Origin of the sequence: Sphingobacterium sp. UBA1897 (assembly GCF_002337775.1) — a bacterium.
Lineage (GTDB): Bacteria > Bacteroidota > Bacteroidia > Sphingobacteriales > Sphingobacteriaceae > Sphingobacterium > Sphingobacterium siyangense.
The window spans coordinates 37,972-59,632 of the sequence record NZ_DDGR01000025.1 but is presented as its reverse complement, the minus strand read 5'-3'; the positions used below and the strand labels follow the sequence as shown (position 1 = coordinate 59,632).

The following is a 21,661-nucleotide window of genomic DNA, read 5'->3' as shown; positions in this document are numbered from 1 at the left end:
CGACCACGATATACGTAGTCGCCTTCTATAGTTTTCAACTTGTTACTCCACGATTAATTAAAAATTCATCGTTTACCATTTGTTGATTGTGTTGAACAGCTCCCAAAAGATAGAGGTATAGGAGTACCAATGGACTAAACATAACTACTACTGAATTAAAGGAGACAGCAACAAAAAACAATAATAAGAGATAAAGAAATCTAATTCTGAAAAAGAAATAGAATAACATAGCGATATAGGCGAATATAGGAAATATTCCCAATTCGATAAAATATTTCAACCATCCATTTGATTCGCCCGCCTCTGAAATGGTCTCAATAGTACCCGGACCATAACCGATAAAAAAACGGATCAAGTCCATGTTTTTGATTAAATTGAGTGATACTTCAATACGATCACTCCGATCTTCTAAGGATGTATATTTATCATAATTGTCAATAAAATCATTCAAGGAAGCTAGGATAGGGCTCCCAAAAAAGAGGGTCACAATCCCAAATATACCCAAAATCAACAGAATGATTTTAAAAATGTTTGTTTTCAGTTTAATAATATTGAACAGAAAAAGTACAAAAAAACATAGAGATACGAGCGTAATAGAAACTAGCATAGATAGCCAGGCCCCAAGTGAAAATGTTAATAAAAAAGCGACAACACTCAGTGTAAAATATTTTTTATAAAACTTAGAAAAATTTTCTTTACGAAATAAAACCCAAAAAATATTAAGACCATGAAAGAATCCGAGATAACTTGGTTCAGTCATATACCACACCGGGCGCCCGAGTTTGAATATTAACAAGTCTCTTTCCGATATAACGCCCAATAAAGGGTTAAAAAAAGTGTTAAATTCAGAATAATTACCCAAGGTTATTGCAGGGTACCCTATTCTTCCTAAAAAATTAAACACCAAAAAGGAAAAACAGGTTGAAAATAGCGCAACTTTTACGAAAGTATCCCAAATTTTGAAAATAAATATAGAATCACTGTCCGACAGTTCAATCGTTCTTAAAGCCACGATTATAAAAACTGAAAAAAGTAACAAAAAAGCATTAGAAAAAATATAAGAACCTAGAATGGCCCAGATTGCCAGTAGACAAACACTCAAGCCTGCAAATAAGAAGACGCTAGTATTTGTCTTCTTGTTATTTAATTCAATCATAAAATAACAGCCTAACACCCCTAAAATCGGTAAATAACGTGTGACTTTAGGAAGTAATACATCCGATAACATTGGGCCATTTGTAATGACTACCAAGAATATCAGAATAATAAAGGCTCTTATTAAGTGAATCTGTCTCATCTAATGAAAACTTTGTAACATACTATTTTAAAATACACGAGTAAATAAGCTAAATTTTTCCACCATACTGAAATACTTAATGTAGGAAATGCATCTTTAAAAACCAGAAGCAACTTTTTGTTACCTTCCAATAAGGACTTGGAAATATTGGAGGCATGAACACGGTAATATGTCTCCACTGACTGCAATACGCCAAACTTGCCCATCTGACTTAGTTTTAACCATAAATGATAATCTTCTACCGCTCTAAATCGATGATCATCTTTGAACGCCTTTGCTTGGATAATATTTTTTTTGCGCGCCATGACAGACGAATATGTGATATAATTCGTAAGAAAAATCATTGTATTAAAATTTTTCTTCGGTAACCATTTTAGGTTCCTTTCATTCAATGGCTTATTGTTTGAATCGATAGTCCGACGATTTGTTGCACATAGGATGTATTCTGGGTGTTCTTCCAAAAACACAAATTGTTTCCTTATCTTATCTTTTTCCCATAAATCGTCATCATCACAAAAAGCAATATATTCGCCGTTACATTTACTTAATGCTAAGTTTCTGGGTTTAGCAGGATATCCACAATGCTCGGTAAAGCAATAGGATATCGAATATCCAATTTCTTTCAACTCATTGACATGCTGCTCCACATCAGATTCATATCCATCTGATGCCACCACAACCTCAATATTATTAAAATTTTGGCTCAAAACAGACTGAAGTGTCTCTTTTAAATAATTCAGTCTTTGGTAAGTAACTACAATGACCGATACCAGTCCTTTTATTTCATCTGCCTGTGTTCCCATTCGATTGTTTTTATGATACCTGAATCTAAATCAAGTGGTTCGAAACCAATAAAACTTTTTAATTTTGTTATGTCCAAATGAAAAAAACCAACATCCGTAACCTTGGATTCCTGATAACAGATTTTGACATTTGGAATTATAGTGCTAATCTTTTTTAAAATTTCATTCAGGCTGACAGATTGCCCCGCCCCAATGTTAAAAATTTCGTTCTTAATCCCAAGGTTTAATAGGTCCCAAATAACTTTAACAATGTCCTCTACAAAAATATAATCCTTAGTTTGGTCCCCGTTGCCCCAAATACTTATAGGGATTCCTTTCAACGCATTTCGAATCGCAATATTAACAATTCCTTGCTTTGATGAAGTATGATATTTACCGAAGGGGTTTGACAAACGCAAAATCAGATAATCGAGGCCAAAGAGCCTATGGTAGAGTTGGATATAATTCTCGACCGTAAGTTTAGCTATTCCATAAGAACTAATGGGATGGCATACATGTTCTTCGTTTAAAATTTCCTTCGAGTTGCCATACACCGCTCCTCCAGAAGATAAATACAAAAGCATATTGCAATGATATTGCTTCATCACATCCATCAACTGTATCGACGGTACAACATTTTCGTAAATGTCCTGAACATTTGTGTCTTGGGCTGCAGATGGTACTGTTGTATTTGCAAAATGAAATACCGCGTCAAACTGATATTTTGAAAATAAATTTGTTAAAATGTTTATATCCGAAAAATCCCCATAACAAAACTCAACTTGAGTTGTCTCTGTTTCTTTTTCATTCAATTTGCGGCTAAGTACAACAATTTTCGGTGGTAACTCCAGATCATTGTTACTAAAGTAATGTACTACGTTTTTTCCAATGAAACCATCTCCACCTATTACAAGAATTTTCTTCATAATAATTCGGTTATCTTATCTATATATTGCTAGCAATTGCTTCCCATAATTCTCTTCTGAGAATTGTGATGCCGCGCTAGCGACGTTTTGAATCATACCTTTCCTTCTAATATCATCTGAAACCAATGCCGTAACGCTCTCAGCGATCTCCTCTGCCAGATTGGGAGAGGAAGGATTCAGTAGGATGCCAGAATGCTGATTTTCGATCACCTCTCCTATGCCGGCAAAATCAGTTGCTATAATAACCTTATGTAATAACATTGATTCTATCACCACCAAAGGCATATCCTCATCCTGAATAGAAGGCATCAAAACAAAATCAGCTATTGCAAGAAATTCATGGTAATCGTTTCGGTTGCCGAGCATAAAAACATCATCCTGAAGCCCCATGTCAATGATTGATTTTTCAAGATCAGATCTATCTTCTCCATCACCGATCAAAAACAATACAAATCTCCTATTATTGTTCATCTTCAAACGATGTAAAGCTTTTATCGCATTTATCTGACCTTTTCTCTTCGTCAAAAATGCGACCTGAACCAAAACCAAAACATCTTTTTGCAAACTGTAAAATTGTAATAGAGACTCACGGTTAGTGGTTAAAGGCTTCGCCGCTACGACATTTTTTACTAGCGTAATCTTTTCCGGTTCAAAGCCCGCATTCACAGAAAGATTAAATTTTGCGAGGTTAGAAGCGGTAACAAAATTCCCTACACACAAGTTAATAATAGGATTAATAAGGTACCCAAAAAACTTTGGCTTTCTAGCTTGATTATTGACCTGGTAAACAATTTTTTTAATACCAAAAAGTTTAGCTACGATAGCCAATTGCGAACAGGTCCTCGCCGCAGGATATCCGCCATTATTGATGTGCAATATATCCGGCTCAATTTGACGCAACATTTGTATGAATTTGATGCTATTAAAAAGGAAATAAATACCGGAATAATAAAATGAGGTTAATACTATCTTTATCAAAATTGCAAGGAAAGTGTTAGTTTTCTTTGTGATATTGTGGTTAATAGTATCATTGGAAACCAATTTTAAAGGGATAATTTTCCCTTTAAAAGAACCAAAATCAGATTCCATGGCAGATGAATATTGTTCGTGGGCTCTATATGCAAAAGTAATTTCATAGTTTTTCGAAAGAACCGAATTCTGAACTAAAAAGGACATCAACCTTTCGCTACCTCCATAGATATAACAATCACTATATACCAATAATCTCTTTCCCATAATTAAAAAATTATCTTCTCGCCAACATACTGGTGAGTGAATTTCTAAAATCTTTACTAAAAGCAAAAAAAGCCAAACAGGCGAGCATAAAAAGCCCGCCAACATATGAAAAATAAATTAGCAAGTGAGCCACACTTTTCTTTACAGGCAAAAGCGGGCCAATGGTTAACGATATTACCCCTATGATAACTACTCCCAATACAATTCCAATAGCATTTTTGGATACAAAATCTTTCCAGTCAACGGCCATATATCTGCTACTAAAATATAAATAAAAAATAGCATACAAGGCAAATGCTACAAGTTTGAAAATTGCAAAAGAAAGTATCCCAAGGCGGTTGAAGCTGAAAACTACTCCGACCCAATAGATTAGCGGCAAGAATAGACTAACAAAGTACATTTCTTTTAACTTATTTTTAGCTACTACGGCTATTCCTCCTGGAGAAGTAACAAAATTAAATAAATATATCAAAAACATTATCTTGATGATCGAAATAGCTGGTTCATATTGGCTACCAACCCAAAGGAGAATTAACTTGTCCATTGAGAATACCACAATTAGCGTTGCAAAAATAGACAAAGGGACACCAAATAAAATGACAGTGCGATAAGCTGCGTTTAGTTTATCTGTTGATCCTAAACCAATATAGTGATTAAATTTAACAGAAAAAGGATTATATATAATCCCGAAAAGTGACCTTGCAAAGGTCATCAAGCTCAGACATACACTGAATAGCGCAACGTCCTTCAAACTCGCTATTTTTGCGATAACGACGCTATCTATTTCATAATATAAAACCCATGAAATTGTCAGTATCAGGCTACCGTAGGCTAGTCCCTTAATCTTACTATAAATCACCTTATTGAATTTGCAATATTTAAAGAAAAGCCTAAAATTATAGTCGTAATCTTTTTTTGCTAAAAGAAATCCAATGAGAACGACAACGAGATTTAACAATTGAAAAATAAAATAATACGTGACAATTGGATATTCAAAAAAATGAAATAAAATTACAGCTATTCCTATTTTTACTAAATTAACGATGGCGTAAACGCGCTGGTATTTAAAATCTTCGAGCCTGATATTAAAAATAAGCTGGATGATCCGATGCAAAAGAGTAATCGGCAAAGAGGCCAAAAATATCAACAAAAGATCTTTTGCCACTTGAAGCTCATCTGCCGATTCTATCCCCTTAAGGGCGATTGATGGGTTTAGGTAACTATAGAAAATCATTACCGCAAAAAGAGCAAACATGGTGAACATAATGAACAAGACAAAGCCTAAAATTTTATATTCCTGTTCTTTATCTTTTTGAATAAATGCTTCGGCCGCATATTTTATGCCCGCTGATAAAAAACCAAAATCCGCATATGACAAAAATAAATTTAAAGAGATAACGAAACTATAAATGCCGAAATAATTTTGGTTTGATGACAGATAAGGTGTAACGATAAACATCGTGGCAAATCCCGACACCAAGGAGAGTATCTGCCAAAAATAGATTTTTAATATCCCTTTCATGCCCCTACCAGGTTAATAAGTGCCTGATTTTCACAAGTCGTTTCGAAATAATCGTTTAAAAGATCTTTATTTATATTATCCAAAGGATGAGTAAAATTTGCTACAAAATCAGCTTCAGTGACTGTAAGTTTAATAAAAGATTTACCGTCAAAAGGTGAGACGAGTTTCAAACCTTCTAACGTAAGGTCGTTTTCAACTGGATCAAATAATATATAGTTTACATTGGCAAGTATCGCATCCAATACCATCGTAGATGTTGGGCCAACCACTAAAGATGCGTTTTTGAGGCAATCCTCTTTAGAATCTTCACTTATGGTAAAAAAATCGTCAATTAAATTCCTTCTATAAAAATCAGTATTCTCGGAAGGATGTAATCTTAATTTAGCTTTCTTTACACCAACCTTCCCCAATATACTTTTAACTTTTTCAAGATAAGTTAACGATACCGAACGATTAGGCAAATTGAGGAAATCTGAGGAACTGGGGGTACCATTGATTGCTTTCGTCAATACCAAAATGTTGTCTAAGGATGATCGTAAGGATGTGAACTGAAAATTGTGATAAACGGGATGCTTTAATGTTAAAATTTTATCCGGATCTACACCCGCATCTACATAATTTTTCTTTATACCCTCTCCCCAAACAACCAGATATTTTGCGCGATTATCGTCAATACGATTATATCGCGCAGGTAAGCCATGCAAATACACAAACGTGGGAATGCCGATTTCATTAAGTGTATGAATCGTCAAATTTTCATAAAATGATAAATCATTTGGAAAAAATGCAGCCTTTAACTTATTTTTTTTTACAAACTCTTCAATACACCGCTTATACGCTTTGATAAGATTATGAAATTCTTTACTATAAATTGCCCTTAAGCTCCGCTCATTACGGACTTTATTAATTGCATTAATCGTTTTATAAACATTTCCAGGATAAACGTTGTTTCTGAACGACGCAGACCACGGTGGGGCCACTATCCTAGCTCCGAGGGGCACCGTCACATATGCATTACTAATAATTAAATCCGTAGGTTCCGTCATTAAAGTCCCTGAAACCACTGATTTGATCTTCAGAATCCATCGGGTAGCAAGACTTTTGAGCAAATTAAATCGGCTATAAACGTTTCCCTTCTGATGGTCGCCATAATTGTAAAGAATCCCATTACTCTCATATAAAAATATGTCGTAGAGTTCCTGTTCAGCGAGTTCAGTAGAAATCGAATTCAAATAATGATTACCTTTTTGCATTTTAATAAATATCATCAAAACTAACCCTCGTTCCCTTTTCGAGAGCCTTATTCACATGTTTCCCCAATATTGCTGATAAATATTTCGGATGTAATCCAAATCCAGGACGAATGGACCTCACATTTTCCGTTGTGATCAAATCTCCCTCAGCTACGTTTTCTACGAAATATAACGACCGTGAAAAATCTTTGCCTTTAATTTGTTTATCTGTCAAGTCGTAAGTCACTTTCCCTATTGCTGATTCTGCCTCGCGTACAGCTTTTACCATATCGGTGAACTCCTGCTCGTTCATTGAAAATGACGCGTCAGGTCCACCTATTGAACGGTCAAGAATGAAATGCTTTTCAATAATTTTGGCGCCAAAGCAAGTCGCAACAATTGGTACTGTAGCCCCCATTGTATGATCCGACAACCCCGTAATCACACCGAATTTATCAGCAAAATCCTTGATCATTACCATATTCGCTTCTTCAATAGGAGCGGGATAAGAAGATGTGCATTTTAGCAAGGCAATATCAGTATTTCCCATACGATAACATGCATCCAAGGCTAGTTCAATGTCTTCTTTTGAAGCAATCCCTGTAGAAATAATGACCGGCTTTCCTTTCGAAGCAATCAGCTCTATCAACGGGATATCTGTTATCTCAAATGATGCGATTTTATAAGCGGGTGTATCTAAAGATTCCAAAAAATCAACTGATGTCGGATCGAAAGGTGATGAAAAACAAATAAGTCCTTCTTTTTCGGCAAGATCAAAAATCTCTTTATGCCATTCCCACGGTGTATATGCTTCTTTGTAAAGATCGTGTAAATTGCGTCCCTCCCAAATAGTTCCCTTTATTAAAAAATCATCTTTCCGAGAATCTATTGTTATAGTATCGGCTGTATATGTTTGTAACTTAATACAATTCGCCCCAGCCCTTTTTGCTGCTCGCACTGTTTCCAAGGCTGTAGACAAATTCCCGTTATGGTTAGCTGAAAGTTCTGCGATTATAAATACAGCACTCTCACTATCTATTTTAAAATTCTTAATTTGCATTTAATTTTTTCTCAAAATGATAAGTATCTAGATTTTCTTCACTTTGGTATCCTAATTTTTCAAAGATCTTGATAGATGCTATATTTCCCTTTTTAACAACACCGCAGAGCTTTTCAATGTTTATATTAAAAAACGTACATAGTTCTTGTGCAGCTTTTAGAACTTTCGTCCCCAATCCTTTTCCATGGGCAATAGGATCCAAAAGATAACTAATTGTCGCCACAGTATTGCTGACATCTAACCGCAGCGATCCAATGGGTATGTTTTCGTACATTACTATAAAATAAGCACAGTTATTATCTGTTATTTTTTTTCTATACCATTCCAAATGACTTTCCCATGTTATTGGAGACTGTGTGAGTGAAAATTTTCTAACTAAGGGGTCGTTTGCCCATTTAAATGTAATATTAACGTCAGTATAAAGCGCTCTCCTAAAGTGAAAAGCACCATTGATTTTACAATGTATCAAAACATCGATATAATTACCCTTGAAAAGACAGTGATCTTTTAATCTAGCATCTTCTTCATACCCAGATTGCAATAAAATAGAATACAATTGAGGTCTCACATCAAAGGCATAGGTATATACTTTATGTAATTTCAAATCATTAAAAGCAACCTTTTCAATCAATTGTAAATATAAATGCCAATAATAAGCAAGTTGCTCTTCCAGTTGGGTGTTTATTATAAAAGATATCTCTGCATTCTTATCGACCCAATTGATATGCACCAACCCGCCATAACCAATACATCGATTATCCTCCAAAAATGAGAACAAAAGCTGCGGTGGCTGACTTTCATCGAATGATTTATCGATAACATTTCTAAAGTAGCTATCTTGATCTTGCATCGTCAGTACTTTATCTTGTCTTAAGTGGTAGATTTGTTCATTACGCCACTTCATAATTTCCATTCGATCTTCAAATCTAATTGGCACCAAGGAATGACGCCCTATTGCAAAAACCTGATTTTCTAAAGCCTTAAAGTACTTTTGCATTACTTTATTATTTTACTAATTCAATCGTTTGAATCCAGCATGACACACCTCGCCTTCGAGGAGATTTTCAACACTATCCGTATCGCTTTCTACCGTAGCTATTCGCTTATATACCGCATTAAGCTCATTAAAATATTGGTCAATTATTTCTTCAGAATGTCTGATGCATGCATAAAAATTTGTACTAGCCAGAAATCCTTTCTTTAACATTTCCTGAGTGATGAATGTTTTATATACCAATGCATTTGAACTATCAAAAGAATAAGTACTTAAAGCCGGAATACCTGAAACTGTAATTTTTAAATTATGTAGATCTGCTAGCTTTTTCCAACCTTCTTGAATAGTTTTTCCTATCATGGTAATCTGTTCATAAGATCTTTCTTCTTCGATGGCTTTAAGGGCCGCCAATGCAGCTGTCGGTCCAATTCTTTCTGTCCAAAAAGTACTACTAATAAATGTTCCTTGAGCCGCTTCCATAACAGCACGTTTTCCAACGATTGCTGTTAATGCATATCCATTAGCGATTGTTTTTCCAAATACTGTCAAATCCGGTTCAACACCGTACTTTTTAAATATCCCCCCATATGTTTCTCGGAACCCGGATGTGCATTCATCAAATATTAGAACAATGTTTCGCTCTGTTGCTAAGTCACGGACTTTTTGAAGAAAGTCATTTGTCGGCCCAAAATTCCGCACGACTTCCATCTTTATTACGCCTATATCTTGTTTGTTTACGATGTTCAACAATTCATCAAAATCATTATACATGAAAGGATAAACTGAGTTCTTGAGGTGCTGAGGAACTCCCGCTACACTTAATCCTGACAGTAAATGGTTTGAAAGGTCATCCCCCTGCTCATTTAGATTCACCGAAAGATACCAATCGTGCCATCCATGATATCCGCAAATCGCCACTTTATCTTTACCCGAAGCCGCACGTGCAATTCGGATAGCAATAGCATTTGCCTCACCACCACTTCTAGCGAAACGCACCATATCAGCCCATGGATTAATCTCAATTAATTTTTCAGCTAAATAGACTTCTTCTGGGCAATTTAAAGTAGTCATATTTCCAGCAGCAACAATCGCCTCTACAGCTGTATCTACCCTTTTATCGGCGTATCCCAACGTATTTGTACCGACTCCCATTAAAGAAGTATCATAAAACATATTACCATCCAAGTCCCAAACTTGACAACCCTTGGATTTAGAATAATATGCCGGCCAAAAATCAGGTAAAAACATTTCCGGTCTTTTTGACAACAGCATTGTTCCTCCAGGGATAAGAGTTTTTGCCTTTTTATATAATTCTTGTCCTTTTCCCATTATATATCGTTTTTTAATGATTTGAGATAACCTTCATTTCTAATAATCCCTGCGTTTAGATCAGAAATACTAGAATTTAATAAATATTTCGTGTAATCTAACCAAGAAGCGTCCTTCCCAAGTGCTAAAATTAGCTGCTCAATTACTTTAAAATCTACCTGTTCATCCACAGTCATGCGCACTTTGGAATAATCTGCCGAACAAGGGAAATCTAAACATGTAAATCCATTTTTAGAATTCCGAATATAAGGAGTTACATGTTCTCTTTCAGACAGTAATGACGCTTTCTCCCATGCGCTTTCCAAGGCGCTAAATTTAAAGACTTCAACATCTTGTCCATCGGGAAAATTTTCTATAATTCCAGTCGAACAATAGTCAACATCGTTCACTAATGCGCAAGAAATCACTGCATCTATTAAATCTGGGTCTATAAGTGGGCAATCTGATGTAACTCTTACGACCCATGTGGGTCTTTCATTTTTAACACTTTGATAAAAGCGATCAAGAACATCATTTTCAGAACCAGCAAAGCAATAAAAATTATTTTGCTCGGAAATATCCCTTATTATATTATCCGCTGTATTATCTGTTGTTGCAACGATTACTTTATCGACTCTATGCGCCTTTCTTATCCTATTTAAATGTATGATCAACAGCGGCTCATGATCAATTTCCATCAGCACTTTACCTGGCAACCTGGTACTACCTGTACGAGCCTGCGTAATCAATACTACTTTAGCTTGTTCCATAATGTAGGATTAATTAAATCTATATCTTTTATTTTAATTCGTTCGACCTCCATTAACGCTTCTTTTGGGACCCTTCGTTGTAAACTTACAATATTCTGCAGCAATTGTTCCCAACTATCTACCCCTATTAATACGCTATTGATCATCCTGTTTTTAAAAGTATAATGGAGAGCCAAATCTTGTATTGATATGTTGTACCTCTCAGCAATATCATTAATAACCGACAACTCCTCTTTTAAAGCTATTGCAACCGGATTTTCATTTTCAGGAGACATAAAGAACAGGCCTTGTAGGAAACAGGATCGCGTATGGATCTCTTTATCCGAATTTGTGGCCTTTTCTAAAACCTCATTTCGAAGATGGCAATTATCAAAAAGATTATACGGTATCTGGATGAAATCGATTAAAGGATCTTCAATCGATTTTATTGCTTCTTCATTTGTATAAACTGAAACACCTATCTTATTAATTTGTCCCTTTTCTTTCAATTTACGAAGCTGTCTACTAACTTCTTTTATCCTACGATTATAAGAGGCAAAAGAATGAAAAGAAAAACCATACAGGCTATCGACCTCTAACTGATCAAGATACCTTTCAACTTTTTCGTCAATTTGCTCCGTAAACTCATGCGGCAGCTTTGTTAGTATATTAAAACGTGTAGCGGCATTCCTACGGTGGAATAGGCCGATAATATCATGCGCATTACCATAAGCTTCGGCCGTATCCAAGAATGTAATTCCTGACTTGAATGCTTCCTCTAACAATGTCAAACTATTAGCTAGTGTGATTTGTCCATGTGCATTGTTAATACCGTATGGTAAGCCGAGCTGAACTGTTCCTAAAATTAGCTTATTCAGCATAAAATTTTGCAATAAGATCAATAACAAGTTGCTGTTCCTCTTGTGTTAACGTCGGATACATTGGCAAGCTAATACATTGTTTGTAATACTTTTCAGCGTTAGGTCGATCACCTTCTTTCCAGCCTAACTGCCTATAATACGGCATTAAATGACAAGGAATATAATGAATCTGCGCAAACACATCGTTGGTACGCAAATAATCGTATAATTCTTTCCTTTTAGGGACTTCAATAACATACAGATGATACGCATGTCCATCAACTTCACCGGACTGCCCTTTAATATTCGGATTAGTAGCAAAAGCCTTGTTATAGATCGAGGCTATTTCCTTTCGCCTTTCAAGTCCTTGCTCCGCTCGTTTCAACTGGCTATTACCTAATGCCGCCTGAAAATCAGTGATTCGATAATTATAACCCAGTATTTGCATTTCCATATACCATTGTGGGTATGAATCTTTTCCGCCTGCGAATTCGATCGAATTCTGATAAGAATCATCGTTTTTCACGATTCCATGCGTTCTCAACTGAAGTAACCTACGATATAAAGATTCATCGTTAGTTGTTATCATTCCACCCTCTCCCGAAGCAATGTGTTTGACCGGATGAAATGAAAAGATTGCCAAATCGGCAAAAACACCATTGCCACAAAGCTGTTTATTAGCTTTAGAATCAATAAAATATCCCCCTGGAGCATGACAAGCATCTTCAATAATCCACAAACCGAACTCATCGGCTAGCATTCTAAATGCCTCTAAATCTACTGGCCTGCCTGCAAAATCAACAGGAATTATTCCAGTATACGTACCCCTTGGAGCAGCTTCAAGCAATTCCCTTACGGAATTAATATCCAATAAATAGGTTTTTGGATCTATATCAGCAAAAATAACATCTCCGCCACAATAACGGATGCAATTTGCGGAGGCGGCAAAGGTAATAGGCGTAGTGATCACTTTTTGGCCTTCCTTAACATCCAAAGCCAAAGCACATAAATGTAGAGCTGCAGTTCCATTGGCTACCGCAACTGCATACTTTGCACCGACATATTTTGCAAAAGCTTCTTCAAATTCTAGGATTTTTGGTCCTTGCGTCAAAAAATCAGATTGCAAAGTTTCTATAACAACCTCGATATCTTCTTGTGTAATATGCTGTTTTCCGTATGGTATCGCCATAATTAAAAATTATATTGTAAAACTTGGATCCACATGCTCAACGATTAAACTCCTCAAAGAATCAACCGTTTCCCAATCTGTATTTTCACCAGAATTATATTTAAAACCTAGCTCAACTTTCACAGCGTTAAATGTTGAAATAAAATTAGATAAACTCCAATTTGTAACAGCAGGAAGTATAACATAGTATTTACCCAAATCATAGGTATTAAAGGAGTCGGACGGTGTTATCATTTCTTCATGTATCTTTTCCCCTGGTCGAATGCCAACCACCTTATGCTCACATTCCGGACCTATTGCCTCAGCAACGTCCATAATCTTATAAGATGATATTTTAGGCACAAATATTTCTCCTCCCCATGCCGTAAAAAGTGCATGCATGACCATATCGACACCACCACTAAGTGATATATTAAACCTCGTCATATTTGCATCTGTAATAGGCAAAATACCTTCTTGTTTCTTATTGATAAAAAAGGGAATTACAGAACCATTAGACCCCATAACGTTACCATATCTAACCACAGAAAACCGGATTGGATTATTTCCTTTGATATTATTTGCAGCAACAAATAATTTATCTGAAGCTAGTTTTGTTGCACCATATAAGTTAATAGGAGCACACGCTTTATCAGTAGATAGCGCTACTACACGCTCAACTTCTGTCTCCAGGCAGGCATCAATTACATTTTGAGCACCATGAATGTTCGTTTTGACACATTCATCTGGATTATATTCAGCAATGTGCACATGCTTCATTGCTGCTGCGTGTATTACATAATTAATCCCTTTCATCGCACGCACAAGTCTACTTTTATCTCGCACATCCCCTATAAAAAAACGTACTTGCGGGTATAGCGATTCTGGATATTCTTGAGCCATTTGAAACTGCTTTTGCTCATCTCGGGAAAAAATCACCAATCTTTTTACTTCTGGATATTGTTGCAAGATGTGTTTCGTTAATGCTTTGCCAAGAGATCCAGTTCCTCCTGTAATTAGTACTGATTTATTTGCTAAATTCATGGTTATTTCATTCATTACGAATTATTCTGTTATTTGATAATCCCTTTAAATAAAAGGGCTAACCCTGCTATAAATGCGCCTACAATAAAGGCTATTACAGCAGCTTTAAGCGAAGATATCTTGTCGTTTTCTAAGGGCAATCTCGGTTCATCCACAATCTGAATCAGAGGAGAATCCTTTAAAAGATTCATTTTCGACATTTCTAAATGTTGAACCAATTGGCCTAAGATGGCTTTATTTGTCTCTGCAGAAAATTGAGATCGCTGAACTGGAGCAGTTCTCTGGGCCTGCCTAGTGGGGTTTAAGTTGGGGGTCTGGTCGACTGTAATTGCAGCTGATGAAATTGCACCGTTCATCACCGATCGAACAGAATCTACCTTATTCTGTAAAATTTTAACTGTCTCAAGAGACTTTTTGGTTTTTGTCCGGACATAAAAATCATTCACTTGGTCGACTAATGAGATATTCAATTCCTGCGCAAAAGATTCATCATCTGATCTTACCGCAATTTTTAATAGAGACAATTTCTTATCTAACTTTCCAACGTCAAGTGCATTCCGCTTAATATCGGATACTATAGCAGTAACAACGCTATCCCTTTTTCTTTGTAATAGTTTATCCGGTTGTGTTATATTATTATAATTTATTTTTAGAAGATCGGGCGAATTTTTTATCCAATTTTCTTTAATATGTTCCTGATTGAGGTATTGATCCAGAAGTGTTTTGTGAGATTCTGTACTTGTTTTTTGAAGTAAAGCAGCCTCAATCATTTTTTTGGATTTATACAATTCCAAAAGATTGTCTCCTTGAAAAATACCGTTTCCCCCACCCTGTAAGTCTATCCCTACCATCGCTGCAACACCGGCATATTGGCCTAATCCACCTCCTTGTTCTCCAGTCTCTAGTACGAATGTGGTTGTCGCGGTGTAAGTAGTTTTTTTGTTTTTAGCAAATAAAAAACCTGCTGCCCCACCAATGATCCCCGTTATTACCAAGATATACCATTTAGATATTAGATATTTAAATGGTTTCTTTAACTTGAAAACCAGCTCCTTAATTGAAATTTCGTCAGAAGCTACTCTTTCACTATGATTACCTTTTTGGTTCATTTTATTAACGTAATAAAGAAACTATAATAGCCGCCAAAGAAGCAATACCTGTTCCTAATCCAACCCAGCCTTGCGCACTCATACGTTCTCTCGGAGCCCGTTTAGGCACGACAATCTCAGCCCCTGGTTTAACTTCTGGATACCCCCCATCTTTGCCTTTTACAGCACCATTTGCATATTGAACGAATACACGCTTTTTCAAGGCATTGTCGGTAAACCCTCCTGCCTGGTTGACATAGTACTTTAAGCTCTTGCCTTTGACATACACAACGTTGTTTGGATTCAAGACCTCACCAACAACTTTCACGGTCTCTAGCTCTTTTGGCACGGTGATAATATCGCCGTCTAGAACGAGAAGGTCACCCTTTTCATAAGGCTTTTCTAAAATTTTATTTAATTCAATACCTACTAGGTCACTCGGCTCGATATCTGATGTGGACACTCCAGTTTGGGAAACCTTTGCTAAAGCTGCACTTTTTGCTTTGGAATCATCATTATTCTTGTCAGGATCTTTATCTAGGCTAGCATCTTTTTTATTACCATCTTCATCGAGGTCGTATTTTTCCAATTCTTTCTTCAACCGCTCCTTTTCTTTCTTCTCTTGTTCTTTCAATTTAGACATACCGGTACGTTTCAGGGAAGCTCCTTCGGTATAAGCATAGGGTGTAAGCCCTCCCGCACGTTTAATAATATCCGAAATACGTTCATCTTCACGTGCAATCGTATAGAAACCGGGATATAGTACCTCACCTTCGATTTTGACCTGACGTTGTGTTCGGAAACCCGCATCGCCTAATATGGAAATAACATCATAAGGTTGTAATGTCATATTGGGATCTGTGAGCACACCATCTTTAATATCCACCAAAATTGTTTTGGAAGATCGATGATCAGTAACCTCTTGGTTCTGAATACGACGGGCAATTTCTACACGGGCATTTTTTGCAGTTTCGGTAAGCCCCCCTGCCTTCTGAATAACATCACCTAAAGTTGTGTTGCTCGCAAAAGGGAATTCCCCGGGAAATCGTACCTCGCCTTGAACAGTGAATTTATATTCGTCCCTTAAATCAAAGATGGACGAAATCTCAATCTTATCTTCTCGTTTTAATGGAATATCGGTTGCAGTTCCAGCAAGGACATCGCGTACATTGAAATTGATCAATTCGGAGGTATTATCTGCTTTAAGACGATTGATGATGCCGCGTTCCAAGAAGGCGTCCTCACGAACGCCATCGGCCATCTCCAGCACTTGTCTTAACGTCATACCTGGCTCCAAACCAAATATGCCGGGACGAAATACGGCCCCTAATACACTGATACGGTTGGCAAAACGATCCAAAATAGGTTCTACAATATATTGATCGCCACTTTTGGGCGTGTAGTTTGCAAATTGGTCGGCGTAGATATCTTGTACACTGCGCTCACGTCCTGTAGTCTGTAAAACTTTAACCTTTGCACTATAGGCATTTTCGGTAAAATCGCCTGCATAACGCAAGATATCGGAAAGGGATTCTCCGGGTACGGTCTCAAAAATGGCGGGACGCTTCACTTCGCCCTCAAATTGTACTCTGGCTCCGTAAACCGGGATATGAATGATATCTTGATCTTGTAAACGGATATTACCTTGTTGTATGCCATTCGCCAAGAAATCATAGACATCAATCGTGCTCACCACACGATTACCACGAATCACCTGAATTTTACGATAAGTTCCGTTTTTATTCGGTCCGCCAGAGGCATACAATGCATTGAATACAGTCGCCAAGGAAGGCAGGCTGTAAGTTCCCGGCTTAGTAACAGCCCCTGTCAAGGTCACACGAATGGTGCGAATATTACCGATGTTGACGCTCACTTGGGTTCTTCCGGAGCGTAACGCTGGATAAGTCCCGCTCAAACGTTGCTCAATCTTACTTTTTGCCGCAGCAATGGATAATCCGGCCACATTGATCTGACCCACATATTCTACTTTAATTGTTCCATCGGGACTTACTGGAAGCTTATAAGAGGCTTCATTATCGCCTGTAATATCTAACAGAATCTCATCATCAGGACCAATAATATAAGAGCTCGGTGTAGCCATACGCAAGTTCGGCTCAAAGGTAATCGCGTTATTTCTAAAAAGATCTGAACCAAAGATTTTTAGCTTTCCTTCTTCATTTTCACTGGAGTCGCGTTGATTTAATTGCTTGCGTTGTAAGGAATCTGGATTGGAGTAACCATCCACCTGACGGCCATTGCTGCGCGTATTGCGCGATTGGCCGGAAGATCCTGCTGACGTATTTGGCTGCTGCTTTTTACGTTTGATATTCGCCAGACGTTCTTTTAATTTTTGGACTTCGACAGCTGAAACGCCCTGCGCGCGAGCAAAACCGTCTAACTGACTTTCGTCGTACCCCATCAAAGCGGCCTGTTTGACATACTGTTCGATCTGTGCGTCACTTAGATTGTCTACTTTTATATTGGCAGGATTGGTCTGTGCGTGTACTGTACCCACAAGCCCTGCTATGCATAACCATATTATTATTCTTTTCATCGACACCGCGGTATTTGCCGCAAAATTAGTAAAACTATTTAATTAAATGATTGAAATATTTCCTGAATCGGCTTTTCTAGGGCAATTCATTTGTTATTCAACGAGGTTTTGAAAAAGTATATTGTAAAAAACGTAAAAACTATTCCTTTTGCTACACAATTGGGTAGCGGGCAACCATCGCATTATTTTTTTTATTTAACGAAATAGCTAATCCGTTAAGAAGGCTTATATTTGCGCATGCGCCAAATTATTTACACAAAAGCTATTCTTATTACGTTAGGATGTGGTCTATTGTTTTCTTGCCTAAAAAAAGATCTTTACCAAGGCAGTAAGAGCGAAGATGGAAAAGAAGTATCACCTCCCGATAATGGCGAAAATGCAAACCGGTATGCGTATCCTTTTGGTGAGGAAAAGACCGGACAAGAAGCGGAAATTATCATCGAGTTTCAACCGGGGCAGGAAATATCCCAAGCCCCCACTGTAAGTATTCCACCCCTAAAATATAACAAGAGCTTATTGTTTATGCTCACACAGGACGACTGTAAACAATCGGCATTCAGCATGACCTGGGCAGCCGTCAACGGCAAACCGATAGACCGCTCGGACATAAAACGAAAATATTATTTTGATATTGAGCACCTGGAAGCCGATGATATGCCGCCAAACAGCTTTCTGCTGGGCAAAACACTAGGCAGTACTGATGGTTTTGGCAATGAAGTGCGGTTCCATTTTACAACCACCCTGGCGCCGGAATGGACGTTTATGAACGACCCGACAGTAGTAAAGAAAGGCTTTACGGAAAACTTCTTCCGCTTTTATATGAAATCTGGTCTCCGGTGGAACAATGTGATCGAAATGCTTAACGATGGCAATGCCATTGCATTCCACGATCTCAATACCGCCGCAGTCAATAATGTGGACTCGCTAATCAAGCATTTTGACCTGGCACAACAAATCACTAAAAAACGATTGAATGGGCGAAACATGAAGTTTTTGGCCGAGCCCAATGGAAATAAATCGTACCTCCAAGCGGCACTTGGGTTTCCAGCGATTCAGACCATGACGGCGCAGACCGCTGCCGATAAGCTCATCCCATATCAGGTCAATTCGTCCCTAAACCAAAAGACCTTGGCCCGGGTATTTGTCAATCGCGCTGCTGAGGTAGAAAAGCTGGTCAACGATGCTGCCGCAAAAAATGTGGGTAACCGCGAGGCAGTCCATATTGGTGTGCACGAAACGGATCAGGACTGGGCGCAGCTTCTGCTCTGGCTCAATGATACCTATGGGAAAGACGGCAAGGACATCTTGTGGTTTCCTTCGCAAGAGGAGTATTATGAATACAATTATAACCGACAAAATAGCCTAATCAGCAGCCGGATCGATGGAAATAAGTTGATCGTGAACGTCAAATTACCGAATCAAGCGGATTTCTACTACCCTGCGCTAACATTAAATATCAGCGGATTAGACAAAAATAGCATCAAATCCATCTCGTCAAATGATGCTGTAACGGGGCTCACCTATGGCAATTTTGAAAAAGGCATCAGTGTTAATATAGACTGCCGCAGATTTATACGGCAACATGCAACACACTATGTCGATCGCTATCTCGCTAAAAAATCTGCCGCAAACCTGTTAGATGCAAAGTATCATGTCCATGCGCTAAAAGATTCGGATGAAAAGAAGAAGCTGCTTCGCGCTCTGGGTATAGAGTAAAGAATCACAGCGGAAAGAGTGGACATTTATGGGACTCCGTGGAGCGGAAAAACGCCTTGTTATAAAAATGAGAAGTTAACATTGCAGGACGTTGTACGCCTGCAGCGGGCTCCAGTAAATGAGTTTGAGTGGCAGTCCGGACCGAAAGGCTTTATCGCGGTATTACCCAGCTGTACTTCTATCCGGTGGAACAAGGAATTGTTTTCCAACATGAATACCATTTTGGAAAAAATCATCGCTCAGGCTCCTGTTGGCTACTTAAAATGCTTACGCGATGCTGCCGCAGCAGAACTGTGCCATTCTTATCTTTTTTCGAACGAATAAAAGGGATCAGATTCGTACTTTGTTCGTACCTGCTTCGGATGCGGACAGACTTTGACCCAATAGGCAACAGACCTTGACCAGATCCCGAACAGGAATTATCTGTTCAGTACCTGCACAAAATTTCTATACGTATTCATCAGCCCCGAACGCGGTCCGAACACAATACGAAGAACGTGCGAAGAAATGAAATAAAAAATCCCCCATTTGTCGACGAGACCTTTGGGGGATTTTTTTTATAGCTTTTTTTGATTAGCGTTTCTTGAACATGCCGCGCTCGGGACGGGGATTGACCAGCCCTTGGCTAATGCTTCTGCGGCTTTTGCTGCTCACAGTATTCAATGCAGCCTTAGTTGTGATACCGGGCAAAGCATCATTCAATGCCGTAGCCAGCATCGTCTCCTTTTTATCACCAAAGTCGACAAAAACATAATCATCAACATTACTTTTATCGGGACTAAGTCCGTCCCAATACTCAGATACACCTTTTGAATTGCGGAGCATAAAGGATACTGGCCAAAAGGAGACTTTATTACGAATCACTTCTTCAAAAAATCCTACAGGCTTACCGTAGGTTCGGCTACCCGAAGCGATCACCTCGACGGTCAGATGTGGTTTGAGCACATTGATCAACATCTCTGCCGCTGAGGCAGTACCTTCGCTCACAAGAAAGTAAACCTTAGTCAGATTGAGACTACTGCTCCCACTGAAATAGGTATTTGCAAATTCCTTGCTGAGCTGTGCATCATTTTTGATGTAATCGTTTACATCATAGGTCAACATCAATCGCTTATCCGCACCGATGGTTCCAGCGATTTTATCGGCAACATACACGGAGGATTCGACGTAACCTCCTCCATTGTAACGCAGATCAACAATCAGGCTCTTAATACCGGCAGTTTGAAACTTCGTAAAGGCATCGTCCATATTCTTTTTGTTGGTCGCACTGCTGCCAATCTCTTCAAACGAAGACAGGGCCAAATAACCAACACTACTGCCATTGTAGGTGTAGACCTCATCTTTATAAATTGGATTGATCGTATAACCATTGGCGTAAGTAAGATCTTCGCTCATCGTTGTCCCGTCCTGATGTTTAACCTGCAGTTTAAGTGTACCCGCGTCCAAGGCTGCATTCAGTTTGTTCATCATCTTGTCCCGAGCACTGGCATCATCAATGCTGCAGCCAGTTGCTGTACAGGTAACAGCAATGGAGTAGTCGGAATCGCCGTTGACAGCTGTAATAAAATCAGACCGTCTGAAACCCGCTTTTTGGGCAGGCGATCCGCCCTCGACAAAATAGATGATAGGCTGTGCTGTCTTCCCATCTTCAGTTCCCAATTGCACATAGATGCCATACCCGTCGTTCGTATCCATTTTAAGCCTGCCAGAAGCTGTTGTTCCGGTATTATAACCATCTAGCCCCAACATATAGGAAAACCGGTCCAATACACCTCCTGAATAAGAAGCATGTGCTGGGGTCATTTTCTTCAATGCGTCGAGCACCAAATCTGCTGAGCCATATTTATCGGTGAATTGAGAAGGATCACTGGTATAATCAGGAATGGATTTGTCCCAAAGTGAATATAACTTATAATACTTATAGATATCATCTTTGATCAGCTGCGCTTCGGTACGCTCCACTGGTTCGGGTTCAGGCTCAGGCTCAGGTTCAGGGCTATCCTTTTTACAAGAAAAAACTAAAAGTCCAGTCAGTGCTAGGATAGCCAGACGTCCTGTTTGTTTTAATGGCGCTACGTTCATAGTTGAAACATTTGTAAAACAAACATAAATAATTTACTCCGAT

Annotated in this window: 18 protein-coding genes; 2 read left to right on the top strand and 16 right to left on the bottom strand. The window is 38.2% G+C overall.

The window, feature by feature from the left end; all coding sequences use genetic code 11:
- Window positions 1-34 precede the first annotated feature (34 nt).
- The 15 genes from B4N43_RS16100 to B4N43_RS16030 all read right to left on the bottom strand — a co-directional run bounded on the left by B4N43_RS16100 (window position 35) and on the right by B4N43_RS16030 (window position 17,820).
- Complete coding sequence (locus B4N43_RS16100) at window positions 35-511, bottom strand: hypothetical protein (protein ID WP_286735580.1); 477 nt, start codon at window positions 509-511, stop codon at window positions 35-37.
- 782 nt (window positions 512-1,293) lie between these two features.
- On the bottom strand, window positions 1,294-2,100 hold the full coding sequence (locus B4N43_RS16095; protein ID WP_286735579.1) for a glycosyltransferase family A protein: 807 nt from the start codon (window positions 2,098-2,100) through the stop codon (window positions 1,294-1,296).
- A complete protein-coding gene (locus B4N43_RS16090; RefSeq protein ID WP_286735578.1) occupies window positions 2,076-3,005 on the bottom strand; it encodes an NAD-dependent epimerase/dehydratase family protein in 930 nt (309 codons plus the stop codon). Before B4N43_RS16090 ends, B4N43_RS16095 begins: the two co-directional genes overlap by 25 nt.
- A 15-nt stretch (window positions 3,006-3,020) precedes the next feature.
- Window positions 3,021-4,241 (bottom strand): glycosyltransferase family 4 protein, encoded by a 1,221-nt coding sequence (locus B4N43_RS16085; protein WP_286735577.1) that lies wholly within the window; start codon window positions 4,239-4,241, stop codon window positions 3,021-3,023.
- Window positions 4,242-4,251: 10 nt separating this feature from the next.
- Window positions 4,252-5,763 (bottom strand): oligosaccharide flippase family protein, encoded by a 1,512-nt coding sequence (locus tag B4N43_RS16080; RefSeq protein WP_286735576.1) that lies wholly within the window; start codon window positions 5,761-5,763, stop codon window positions 4,252-4,254.
- Window positions 5,760-7,016, bottom strand: coding sequence for a hypothetical protein (locus B4N43_RS16075; RefSeq protein WP_286735575.1), 1,257 nt, complete (start codon window positions 7,014-7,016; stop codon window positions 5,760-5,762). The genes B4N43_RS16080 and B4N43_RS16075 overlap by 4 nt, the downstream gene beginning before the upstream one ends.
- 1 nt (window position 7,017) lies before the next feature.
- Window positions 7,018-8,055 carry a pseudaminic acid synthase gene (gene pseI, locus B4N43_RS16070; RefSeq protein WP_286735574.1) on the bottom strand — a complete coding sequence of 346 codons (1,038 nt, stop codon included), beginning with the start codon at window positions 8,053-8,055 and terminating at the stop codon, window positions 7,018-7,020.
- The gene (locus B4N43_RS16065) at window positions 8,045-9,052 is read right to left on the bottom strand and encodes a GNAT family N-acetyltransferase (RefSeq protein ID WP_286735573.1); all 1,008 of its coding nucleotides are present in this window, start codon (window positions 9,050-9,052) and stop codon (window positions 8,045-8,047) included. The genes pseI and B4N43_RS16065 overlap by 11 nt, the downstream gene beginning before the upstream one ends.
- 15 nt (window positions 9,053-9,067) lie before the next feature.
- Complete coding sequence (locus B4N43_RS16060) at window positions 9,068-10,378, bottom strand: aminotransferase class III-fold pyridoxal phosphate-dependent enzyme (protein ID WP_286735572.1); 1,311 nt, start codon at window positions 10,376-10,378, stop codon at window positions 9,068-9,070.
- Window positions 10,378-11,127 carry a glycosyltransferase family protein gene (locus B4N43_RS16055; protein ID WP_286735571.1) on the bottom strand — a complete coding sequence of 250 codons (750 nt, stop codon included), beginning with the start codon at window positions 11,125-11,127 and terminating at the stop codon, window positions 10,378-10,380. The genes B4N43_RS16060 and B4N43_RS16055 overlap by 1 nt, the downstream gene beginning before the upstream one ends.
- Window positions 11,109-11,987: an aldo/keto reductase gene (locus B4N43_RS16050; protein ID WP_286735570.1), complete on the bottom strand. Its 879-nt coding sequence runs from the start codon at window positions 11,985-11,987 to the stop codon at window positions 11,109-11,111. The genes B4N43_RS16055 and B4N43_RS16050 overlap by 19 nt, the downstream gene beginning before the upstream one ends.
- Window positions 11,977-13,155, bottom strand: coding sequence for a UDP-4-amino-4,6-dideoxy-N-acetyl-beta-L-altrosamine transaminase (gene pseC, locus B4N43_RS16045; RefSeq protein WP_286727549.1), 1,179 nt, complete (start codon window positions 13,153-13,155; stop codon window positions 11,977-11,979). Before pseC ends, B4N43_RS16050 begins: the two co-directional genes overlap by 11 nt.
- A gap of 9 nt (window positions 13,156-13,164) precedes the next feature.
- A complete protein-coding gene (gene pseB / locus B4N43_RS16040) occupies window positions 13,165-14,193 on the bottom strand; it encodes a UDP-N-acetylglucosamine 4,6-dehydratase (inverting) (RefSeq protein WP_286735569.1) in 1,029 nt (342 codons plus the stop codon).
- 14 nt (window positions 14,194-14,207) lie between these two features.
- The gene (locus B4N43_RS16035) at window positions 14,208-15,287 is read right to left on the bottom strand and encodes a lipopolysaccharide biosynthesis protein (RefSeq protein ID WP_286735568.1); all 1,080 of its coding nucleotides are present in this window, start codon (window positions 15,285-15,287) and stop codon (window positions 14,208-14,210) included.
- 4 nt (window positions 15,288-15,291) lie between these two features.
- Window positions 15,292-17,820 (bottom strand): SLBB domain-containing protein, encoded by a 2,529-nt coding sequence (locus B4N43_RS16030; protein ID WP_286735567.1) that lies wholly within the window; start codon window positions 17,818-17,820, stop codon window positions 15,292-15,294.
- 237 nt (window positions 17,821-18,057) lie between these two features.
- Between B4N43_RS16030 and B4N43_RS16025 the strand changes: the two genes are divergently transcribed.
- Window positions 18,058-19,536, top strand: a complete 1,479-nt coding sequence (locus tag B4N43_RS16025; RefSeq protein ID WP_286735566.1) for a hypothetical protein — start codon at window positions 18,058-18,060, stop codon at window positions 19,534-19,536.
- A gap of 18 nt (window positions 19,537-19,554) precedes the next feature.
- Window positions 19,555-19,860, top strand: a complete 306-nt coding sequence (locus tag B4N43_RS16020; RefSeq protein WP_286735565.1) for a hypothetical protein — start codon at window positions 19,555-19,557, stop codon at window positions 19,858-19,860.
- 249 nt (window positions 19,861-20,109) lie between these two features.
- On the opposite strand, the gene B4N43_RS16015 is transcribed toward B4N43_RS16020, so the two are convergent.
- Window positions 20,110-21,618 carry a S41 family peptidase gene (locus B4N43_RS16015; RefSeq protein ID WP_286735564.1) on the bottom strand — a complete coding sequence of 503 codons (1,509 nt, stop codon included), beginning with the start codon at window positions 21,616-21,618 and terminating at the stop codon, window positions 20,110-20,112.
- Window positions 21,619-21,661: the final 43 nt, after the last annotated feature.